Annotated in this window: 3 protein-coding genes and 1 pseudogene; all 4 read left to right on the top strand. The window is 70.9% G+C overall.

Annotation, left to right across the window (positions count from 1 at the left end):
* A pseudogene (locus tag D3272_RS28135) lies at nucleotides 1-342 on the top strand (methyl-accepting chemotaxis protein); the annotation flags it as partial.
* Between the two features lie 337 nt (nucleotides 343-679).
* A complete protein-coding gene (locus D3272_RS24350) occupies nucleotides 680-3,886 on the top strand; it encodes a maltotransferase domain-containing protein (protein ID WP_245496765.1) in 3,207 nt (1,068 codons plus the stop codon).
* Between the two features lies 1 nt (nucleotide 3,887).
* Nucleotides 3,888-7,172, top strand: a complete 3,285-nt coding sequence (treS, locus tag D3272_RS24345) for a maltose alpha-D-glucosyltransferase (protein ID WP_129221835.1) — start codon at nucleotides 3,888-3,890, stop codon at nucleotides 7,170-7,172.
* A gap of 17 nt (nucleotides 7,173-7,189) precedes the next feature.
* Nucleotides 7,190-9,379, top strand: coding sequence for a 1,4-alpha-glucan branching protein GlgB (gene glgB / locus D3272_RS24340; RefSeq protein ID WP_428978019.1), 2,190 nt, complete (start codon nucleotides 7,190-7,192; stop codon nucleotides 9,377-9,379).
* Nucleotides 9,380-9,807 lie beyond the last annotated feature (428 nt).

Raw genomic sequence — 9,807 nt, 5'->3', positions numbered from 1 at the left:
TCGGCGCAGGAGCAGGCGTCGGGCCTCGACCAGGTGAACGGCGCCATCAACCAGATGGACCAGGTCACCCAGCAGAACGCCGCCATGGTGGAGGAATCGACGGCCGCGAGCCGGGCCCTCGCCTCCGAGACCGAGGAGCTGATGCGGCTGATCGGGCATTTCCAGGTGGGCGAGGCGGCCGGCCGGCCGGCCCGCGCCCCGCGCCCGACCGGCCCCTCGCTCGGTCGCCCGGCGGCCGCCCGCCCCGCCGCGGCCCTCAAGGTCGTGGGCCGGGGCGGCGCCGCCCTCATGCCCGCCGCCCTCGTGACCACCCCTGAAGCCGCCGCCTGGGAGGAGTTCTGAGCCGCCGCCGCGCCTGAAGGCCCGCCGCCGTCGCGCCGGGCGGCGGGCCAGGCCCGTCCCTTCGATGCCAGCCGGGCGAGAAACATCGCCCGAAGCGCGATGCGGCGCCGCCGATCGGGGAACAAAGTTTTTCCAGGCTCGGTTCGAAGGCGGGCGACCCGACGGGGTCGCGACACGCCAAGGGACGTCATCGATGACGCTAGCGACACCGCCGCGAGACTTCGAGCCCCTCTCTCCGGGGTCCGTCCTGCCTCGCGACAGCCGGTCCGAGCGCACCCCGGCCCTCCGCATCTACTACGTCTCCCTCTCGATGGTATCGGGACCGTCCGAGTGGTCGATGGTGCTCGATGCCTGTGCCGGCATGGGCTTCGACACGGTGCTGATCTCCCCGCCGGGCGCGCCCGGGCCGCGGAACAACGCCGTGCTGCCCTACGACTGGCACGCGGCCCATCCGGCCCTGGCGGCCTCCGGCCCGCTCGCCGAAGCCGTCGCGGCTCTGGCCGAGGCCTGCCGGGCCCGCGGCCTGCGGCTGATGGCCGACCTCGTCGCCGACCGCGTCGCCTGCGACGGCCCCCTCGCGGCGGAGCTCGGCCTCGCATCCCCCTTCCCCAGCCTGCCCGACCCGCGCGTCGTGCCCGAGGACCGCGGCAGCGTCGCGGTGCCGTTCGGCGACGAGGCCGTGCGGCGGCGCTTCGCCGACCGGCTCGGCGACTACGTGGCCATGCTGGCGACGGCCGGCGTCCGGGGCTTCCGCTGCCTGTCGCCCGACAGCGTCCCGGCGGACGTCTGGGCGGGGGCCCTGTCCCACGCCCGGGCCGCCGCGCCGGACCTCGTGGCCCTCGCCTGGACGCCCGGGACCGTGGCGGAGCGGGCGGCGGGCCTGGCCGGCGCGGGCTTCGACGGCAGTTTCTCGTCGCTGCGCTGGTGGGACTGCCGCGCCGCCTGGCCGGTGGACGAACACGCGCGCCTCGCGGCCCTCGGCCCCGTGCTGGCCTTCCCCGAGGCGCCCTTCGGCCGCAGGCTCGGCGGCGCGCTCGTCCCGGACGAGCGGGCGCTGCGCGAAGCCGAGCGTGCCCTCTGGGTCGCGGCGTCGCTCGGCGAAGGCCTGCTCGTGCCCATGGGGTTCGAGTTCGGGGCGCGCGAGCCCGTGCCGCGGACGGGCGCACCGCGCGAAACCTATGCGGCGCTGCGGGCCGCCCCCCGCTCGGCGCTGGCCGAGGCCGTCCGGGCCGCCAACGGAAGCCTGTTGCGCGATGCCGGCCGGTTCATCGGCGGCGAGATGCGGGTGTTCCGGGGCGCGTCCGACGCGCCCACGGCGGTGCTGCGCGCCGACGCCAAGGATTTCCGCCAGGCGACGAACGTCCGCCTCGTCCTCGTCAACCCCTGGCTCGACCGCACCGCGACGCTGGCGCCGGGCTCGCTCGCCCCCGCCGCCGGCGGCAGCTTCCCGTTCCGCGACATCCTGGGCTCGGGGCCGAACCTCGCCGCCGACAGCGCGGCGAGCCTGCCGCCCGCCGCCGTGCGGGTGCTGGAAGGCGGCGCCACGCGGCCCGTCGACCTCCCCGACGAGGCCCTGAAGTTCTCGACCGAGACCGCCATCGCGGCGCCCCGCCTCGTCATCGAGGCCGTGGCGCCGGCGGTCGACGGCGGCCGCTACGCCGTCAAGCGCATCGTCGGCGACGTCGTGCGCGTCGAGGTCGACGCCTTCGGCGAGGGGCACGACCGCATCGCCGTGGCGCTGCAATGGCGTGCCGCCGACGAGACGGCCTGGCGGGAGCGCCGCATGCAGCCGCTCGGCAACGACCGGTGGGCCGCCGACCTGCCGCTGGAGCGGCTCGGCCGCTACCTGTACCGGGTCGAGACGTGGCGCGACGACTTCGCCATGTTCCGCCACGAGGTCGAGGCCAAGCACGGGGCGGGCCTCGCGGTGCCGCTCGAGCTGGAGGAGGGCCGCCGCCTCGTCGACCGGGCGCTGAAGGGCGCCGCGGGCGAGGCCGCGGCCCGGCTCCGGCCCATCGCCGACCGCCTCGCCGGGGCCGACGATGCGGCGCGGCTCGCCCTGCTGCTGGCCCCCGAGACCGACGAGGCCATGCAGGCCGCCGACCCGCGGCTGTTCCGCACCGCCAGTGCCGAGATCCCCGTCGATGCCGAGCGCAAGGGCGCGGGTTTCGCGAGCTGGTATTCGATCTTCCCGCGTTCGCAGAGCGGCGACCCGAACCGCCACGGCACCTTCGACGACGTGATCCGGCGCCTGCCGTCGATCCACGCCATGGGCTTCGACGTGCTCTACTTCACGCCGATCCACCCCATCGGCCGCATCAACCGCAAGGGGCGCAACAACAGCCTGACGGCCGGCCCTGACGATCCCGGCAGCCCCTACGCCATCGGTGCCGCCGAGGGCGGCCACGATGCCATCCACCCCGAACTCGGCACCTTCGAGGACTTCCGTCGCCTCGTCGCCGCCGCCGCCGACCAGGGGCTGGAGATCGCGCTCGACATCGCCATCCAGGCCTCGCCCGACCACCCGTGGCTGAAGGACCATCCCGAATGGTTCAACTGGCGGCCGGACGGCACCATCCGCTACGCCGAGAACCCGCCGAAGAAGTACGAGGACATCGTCAACGTCGATTTCTACGCGCCGGGCGCCCTGCCGTCGCTGTGGATCGAACTGCGCGACATGATCATGCTATGGGTGGAGCAGGGCGTGAAACTGTTCCGCGTCGACAACCCCCACACCAAGCCCTTCCCCTTCTGGGAATGGGCCATCGAGGACATCCGCCAGCACCACCCCGACGTGGTCTTCCTGTCGGAAGCCTTCACCAAGCCCAAGGTGATGTACCGGCTCGCCAAGGTCGGGTTCTCGCAGTCCTATACGTATTTCACCTGGCGCAACACGAAATACGAGATGACCGACTACCTGACGGAACTGACCACGCAGCCGCCCAAGGACTTCTTCCGCCCGCACTTCTTCGTCAACACGCACGACATCAATCCGGACTTCCTGCAGGACGCGCCGCGCCCCGCCTTCCTGATCCGCGCCGCGCTGGCCACCATGCTGTCCGGGCTGTGGGGCGCCTACAACGGCTTCGAACTCTGCGAGGGCCGGCCCGACCAGAAGCGGAAGGAATATGCCAACAGCGAGAAGTACCAGCTGACGGCGTGGGACCACGATCGCCCCGGCAACATCATCGGCGAGATCACGCAGCTCAACCGCATCCGACGGGACAATCCCGCGCTGCATTCGCACCTCGGCCTCACCTTCAGGTCGGCGTATAACGACAATATCCTGTTCTTCCAGAAGGAGACGCCGTCCCGCGACAACGTCCTGCTGATCGCCATCAGCCTCGACCCCTATTCGGCCCAGGAGGCCGACATCGAGATCCCCCTGTGGGAATGGGGCCTGCCCGACGGCGGCACGGTCGCCGTTGAGGATCTGATGCGCGGCTCTAGTTTCGACTGGACCGGCAAGATCCAGCGCATCCGCCTCGATCCCGCCGAATTGCCCTTCTCCATCTGGCGGCTCAACGCTGCGAGGACCATCTGATATGGCGGCTCACACCCAGGCCACGATTCCCGACGACCCGCTCTGGTACAAGGATGCCGTCATCTATCAACTGCACGTGAAATCGTTCTTCGATGCCAACAACGACGGCATCGGCGATTTCGCGGGGCTCAATGCCAAGCTGGACTATGTCGCGAGCCTGGGCGTCACGGCGGTGTGGCTGCTGCCCTTCTACCCGAGCCCGCGGCGGGACGACGGCTACGACATCGCCGGCTACGAGGACGTCAGCCCCGATTACGGCACGCTCGACGAGTTCAAGCACTTCGTCTCGGCCGCCCACGAGCGCGGCATCAAGGTCATCACGGAACTCGTCATCAACCACACGTCGGACCAGCATCCCTGGTTCCAGGAAGCCCGCAACGCGCCGAAAGGCTCGCCCGCCCGCGATTTCTACGTGTGGTCCGACACGGACGACAAGTTCCCCGAGACGCGCATCATCTTCATCGACACGGAGAAGTCGAACTGGACCTGGGACCCGGTGGCCGGCCAGTATTTCTGGCATCGGTTCTACTCGCACCAGCCGGACCTGAACTTCGACAACCCGCGCGTGCTGGACGAAGTGCTGCGCGTGATGAAGTTCTGGCTGGACATGGGGGTCGACGGGCTGCGGCTCGACGCCATCCCCTACCTGATCGAGCGGGAAGGGACGAGCAACGAGAACCTGCCCGAGACCCACGTCATCCTGAAGAAGATCCGGGCTTCGCTCGACGCCTCCTACCCGGACCGCATGCTGCTGGCCGAAGCCAATATGTGGCCGGAGGACACGCAGATGTACTTCGGCGACGGGGACGAATGCCACATGGCGTTCCACTTCCCCCTGATGCCGCGGATGTACATGGCGATCGCCAAGGAAGACCGCTTCCCCATCACCGACATCATGCGCCAGACGCCCGAGATCCCCGAGAACGCGCAATGGGCGATCTTCCTGCGCAACCATGACGAGCTGACGCTCGAGATGGTGACGGACGAGGAACGCGACTACCTGTGGAACACCTACGCGTCCGACAAGCGGGCGCGCATCAACCTCGGCATCCGCCGGCGGCTCGCGCCGCTGCTGCAGCGGGACCGGCGCCGCATCGAGCTGATGAACGGGCTGCTCCTGTCCATGCCGGGCACGCCCGTCGTCTATTACGGCGACGAGATCGGCATGGGCGACAACATCCACCTCGGGGACCGCGACGGCGTCCGCACCCCGATGCAGTGGACGGAGGACCGCAACGGCGGCTTCTCGCGCGCCGACCCCGCCAGCGTGGTGCTGCCGCCCATCATGGACCCGCTCTACGGCTTCAACGCCGTCAACGTGGAGGCCCAGGCGCGCGACCCGCATTCGCTGCTGAACTGGATGCGGCGCATGCTGTCGCTGCGGCGCAACCACCAGGCCTTCGGCCGCGGCACGCTGCGCTTCCTCTACCCCGGCAACCGCCGCGTGATGGCCTACCTGCGCGAGTTCGACGGCGACACGATCCTGTGCGTCGCCAACCTGGCCCGCACCCCGCAGGCCGTGGAGCTCGACCTCGCCGAATACGAGGGCTGCGTGCCGGTCGAACTGTCCGGCCCCTCGCCCTTCCCGCCCGTCGGCAAGCTCAACTACCTGCTGACGCTGCCGCCCTACGGCTTCTACTGGATCGCGCTGTCCAAGGAGGAGAAGCCGCCCGCCTGGCACCAGGCCGGGGGCGAGCAGCTGCCGGAGTTCCAGACGCTGGTGGTGCGCGACAGCCTGAAGGAGCTGCTCGACGAGCGCTACACGGCGCGCATCCTCAACGAGCTCCTGCCCGTCTACCTGCCGCGCCGCCGCTGGTTCGCCGCCAAGAACCAGCGCATCGTCGGGGCGCGCCTCGCCTATGCGGTGGCGCTGACCACGCTGCAGGACGTGTTCCTCATCGAGGTCGAGGTCGAGACCGCCGGCCGGGTCGACCGCTACCAGATGCCGGCCGGCATCGCCTGGGAAGGCGAGGGCGACTCCGCCTATGCCCAGCAGACCGCCATGGCGCGGGTGCGCCGCGGCCGGCGCGTCGGCTACCTCACCGACGCCTTCGCGCTCGACGCCCTGCCGCGCGGCATCCTGCGCGCCGTCAAGGCGCGCGGTTCGCTCGGCCTGCCGGGCGGCGGCGAGATCCAGGCCCGCGCCACCGACGCCATCGACCTCGTCGAGGGCATCGAGGAGGCCAAGCTCCGCTGGCTGACCGCGGAACAATCCAACTCGTCGGTGATCGTCGGCAACCTCGCCATCGTCAAGCTGATCCGCCGCGTCGTGCCGGGCATCCACCCCGAGGCCGAGATGACGCGCCACCTCACCGCCATCGGCTACGACAACACGGCGCCGCTGCTCGGCGAGATGGTGCGGGTCGACGCCGACGGCACGCCCAACACGCTCGCCATCGTGCAGGGCGTCATCCAGAACCAGGGCGACGCCTGGACCTGGGTGCTCGACAACCTGCGCCGGGCCGTGGAGGACGCGGCCCTGACCGACAGCGCCGCCAGCGCCGACTACCAGGTGCTCGACACCTTCGTGGGCACGATCGGCCGCCGCCTCGGCGAGCTGCACCGGGCCCTGGCGGCCCCGAGCGAGGACGCGGCCTTCGGCCCCGTCGAGGCCGATGCCGCCGCCGTCGAAGCCTGGCGCCGCACCATCGGCGCCGAGGTCGCCCACGCGCTCGACGCGCTGGAGGCCCAGCGCGGCACGCTCGACGACGAGGCGGCGAGCCTCGCCGCCGCCGTGCTGGAAAAGCGCCAGGCGACGCTCGCCGCCGTCGACCGGCTCGCCGAGGCCGGCCTCGGCACCGTGATGACGCGCGTCCACGGGGACTTCCACCTCGGCCAGGTGCTGGTCAGCGGGCCCGACGCCTTCATCATCGACTTCGAGGGCGAGCCCGTGAAGACGCTGGAGGAGCGCCGCGCCAAGGCGAGCCCGCTGCGCGACGTCGCGGGGCTGCTCCGCTCGCTCGACTATGCGGCGGCGGCCGTGTCGGGCATCGAGGAGGATGCCGGGCCCCAGCCCGTGCGCGAGCGGCGGCAGGCGCTGCTCGACGCGTTCCGGCGCGAATCCGCCGCGGCCTTCCTGCGCCACTACCGCGCGGCGGCTTCGGGCGAGGAGGCCGGCGACGATGTCGGGGCGGAGGCGGATCCGCTGCTCGACCTGATGCTTCTGGAGAAGGCCGCCTACGAGATCGGCTACGAGGTGGCCAATCGGCCGAAATGGCTGGCGATCCCGCTCGGCGGGTTCAAGGCGATCGTGGATCGCCTGACGGATGGGGAGGAGCGCGCGTGACGGCTGTTCGGGACGCGATGGCCGGGATCGGCCACGACGCCGTGACTGCGCTGGTCGAGGGGCGGCACGGGGATCCGTTCGCCATCCTCGGCGACCACCGGGTCGGGGGCGAGCGCGTCATCCGCGCCTTCATGCCGGGCGCGCGGGGCGTCGACGTCCTGGCGCGCGAGGACGGCAGCCGCATCGGCACCCTGGAGATGGCGCATCCGGCGGGGCTCTTCGCCGGGCCCGTCGCGGCGGCCGGCCCCTACCGGCTCCGGGTGCGCTGGCCCGATGCCGTGCAGGACACCGAGGATCCCTACAGCTTCGGCCTGCTCCTCGGCGACCTCGACCTGCACCTGATCGGCCAGGGCACCCACTACCAGCTGGGCCGCTGCCTCGGCGCCCAGGCCATGAGCTGCGAGGGCGTGGTGGGGGTGCGCTTCGCCGTGTGGGCGCCCAACGCCCGCCGCGTCTCGGTCGTGGGCGACTTCAACAGCTGGGACGGGCGGCGCCTGCCGATGCGCCTGCGCGGCAGCGCCGGCGTGTGGGAGCTGTTCGTGCCGGGCATCGGGCCCGGCACGCGCTACAAATACGAGATCGTCGGCCCCGCCGGCAACGTCCTGCCGCAGAAGGCCGACCCGGTGGCGCGCGCCGCCGAGGCCGCCCCCGCCACGGCCTCGATCGTGGCGCGCTCCGAGCCCTTCCCCTGGACGGACGGCGACTGGAAGGCGGCGCGGGCCCACCGACAGGCCCTGGATGCGCCGATCTCGGTCTACGAGGTCCATGCCGGGTCCTGGCTGAAGCTGATGGAGGAAGGCGGCCGCAACCTCGACTGGCGCGAACTGGTGGACAGGCTCGTGCCCTATGTGGCGGCGCTCGGCTTCACCCACATCGAGTTCATGCCCATCATGGAACACCCCTTCGGGGGCTCCTGGGGCTACCAGACGCTCGGCCTCTTCGCCCCCACGGGCCGCTACGGCGCGCCGGAAGACTTCGCCTATTTCGTCGACCGCTGCCACGCGAGCGGGATCGGCGTCATCCTCGACTGGGTGCCGGCGCATTTCCCGACCGATGCCTGGGGGCTGGCCCAGTTCGACGGCACGCCGCTCTACGAGCATGCCGACCCGCGCGAAGGCTTCCACCAGGACTGGAACACGCTGATCTTCAACCTCGGCCGCAACGAGGTGAAGGGCTTCGTCATCGCCAGCGCGATGGAATGGCTCGAGCGCTACCACGTCGATGCCCTGCGGGTCGACGCCGTGGCGTCGATGCTCTACCGCGACTACAGCCGCAAGGCCGGCGAGTGGGTTCCCAACAAGTTCGGCGGGCGCGAGAACCTCGAGTCGGTCGAGTTCTTCCGTCACCTGAACAGCATGGTGCACCAGCGCGAGCCCGGCGCCCTCGTCATCGCCGAAGAATCGACGGCCTGGCCGGGCGTGACGGCGCCGGTCGAGCAGGGCGGGCTCGGCTTCGACATGAAGTGGAACATGGGCTGGATGCACGACACGCTCCAGTACATGGAGAAGGAGCCCGTCTACCGCCGCTTCGACCATCACCTCATGACCTTCGGGATGGTCTACGCCTATTCCGAACACTTCATGCTGCCGCTCAGCCACGACGAGGTGGTGCACGGCAAGGGATCGATGATCCGCAAGATGCCCGGCGACGACTGGCAGAAGTTCGCCAACCTGCGGGCCTATTACGGTTTCATGTGGATGTTCCCGGGCAAGAAGCTGCTGTTCATGGGGGGCGAGATCGGCCAGTGGCGCGAGTGGAACCACGATGCCTCGCTCGACTGGGACCTCCTGGACAATCCCCACCACAGCGGCCTGCAGCGGCTGGTCGGCGACCTCAACCGCCTCTACGCCGCCGAACCCGCGGTCCACGCGACCGACAGCGACCCGGAGGGCTTCCGCTGGGCCGGCCCGGAAGACGCGGAGAACTCGGTCTTCGCCTTCTTCCGGCAGATCCCGCATGGCGGCGAAAGGCTGCTGGTCGTCAGCAACATGACGCCGGTGCCGCGCACGGGCTACCGGGTCGACGTGCCGGAGGCCGGGTACTGGCGCGAGGTGCTCAACACGGATGCGGGCGGCTACGGCGGCGGCAACCTCGGCAACGGGGGCGGCGCCGAGGCCGAGAGCGCGGACGGGACGGCCTGGCTGCGGCTCACCCTGCCGCCCCTCGCCACCATCGTGCTGAAGGGGCCGTCGGCCGCCGGGCGGTGACGGCGACGGGCGTCGACGACGACGGGCGATGACGACGACGGGCTCGGGCGATATGCGCCCGGGCCCGGGAAGCGCGGCGGAGGCACGACCACTCCGCCGTCGCCTCCTCTCTGACGCGGCACGACCTTTCGCCATCGTCGCAGGCCCGTGGCCTGGAGCGGACCCGGTCGTAAGGGCGATTGAACCTGCCTCGTCGGAGGCAGACGATGAGGATCGCCCCCCGGTGGTTCCGGATCCACACCGCGAAGGCTCGCCGCGGGCCGGGCCAGCCGCCGATCATGACTAACCGATCCCTACCGTCCAGCCCGCGATAATTTTCTGGGCATTTTTAGCGCATTCGGCTTTCCAATGGGAAAGGCTCGCGGCGCATTTCGTCGCGCCAAAGAACACAAACCGATCAATATTGGGCTGTTGAGCCCAGACCCGAG

It is taken from the genome of Lichenibacterium ramalinae, from assembly GCF_004137085.1.
Classification (GTDB): Bacteria; Pseudomonadota; Alphaproteobacteria; order Rhizobiales; family Beijerinckiaceae; genus Lichenihabitans; species Lichenihabitans ramalinae.
This window is presented reverse-complemented; position numbering and strand designations above follow the sequence as displayed.

What these genes read in the sequence shown, in the direction of transcription:
- D3272_RS24350 (WP_245496765.1), top strand. Translation starts at nt 680, where the DNA reads ATGGTGCTCGATGCCTGTGCCGGCATGGGCTTCGACACGGTGCTGATC.
- treS (WP_129221835.1), top strand. Translation starts at nt 3,888, where the DNA reads ATGGCGGCTCACACCCAGGCCACGATTCCCGACGACCCGCTCTGGTAC.
- glgB (WP_428978019.1), top strand. Translation starts at nt 7,190, where the DNA reads ATGGCCGGGATCGGCCACGACGCCGTGACTGCGCTGGTCGAGGGGCGG.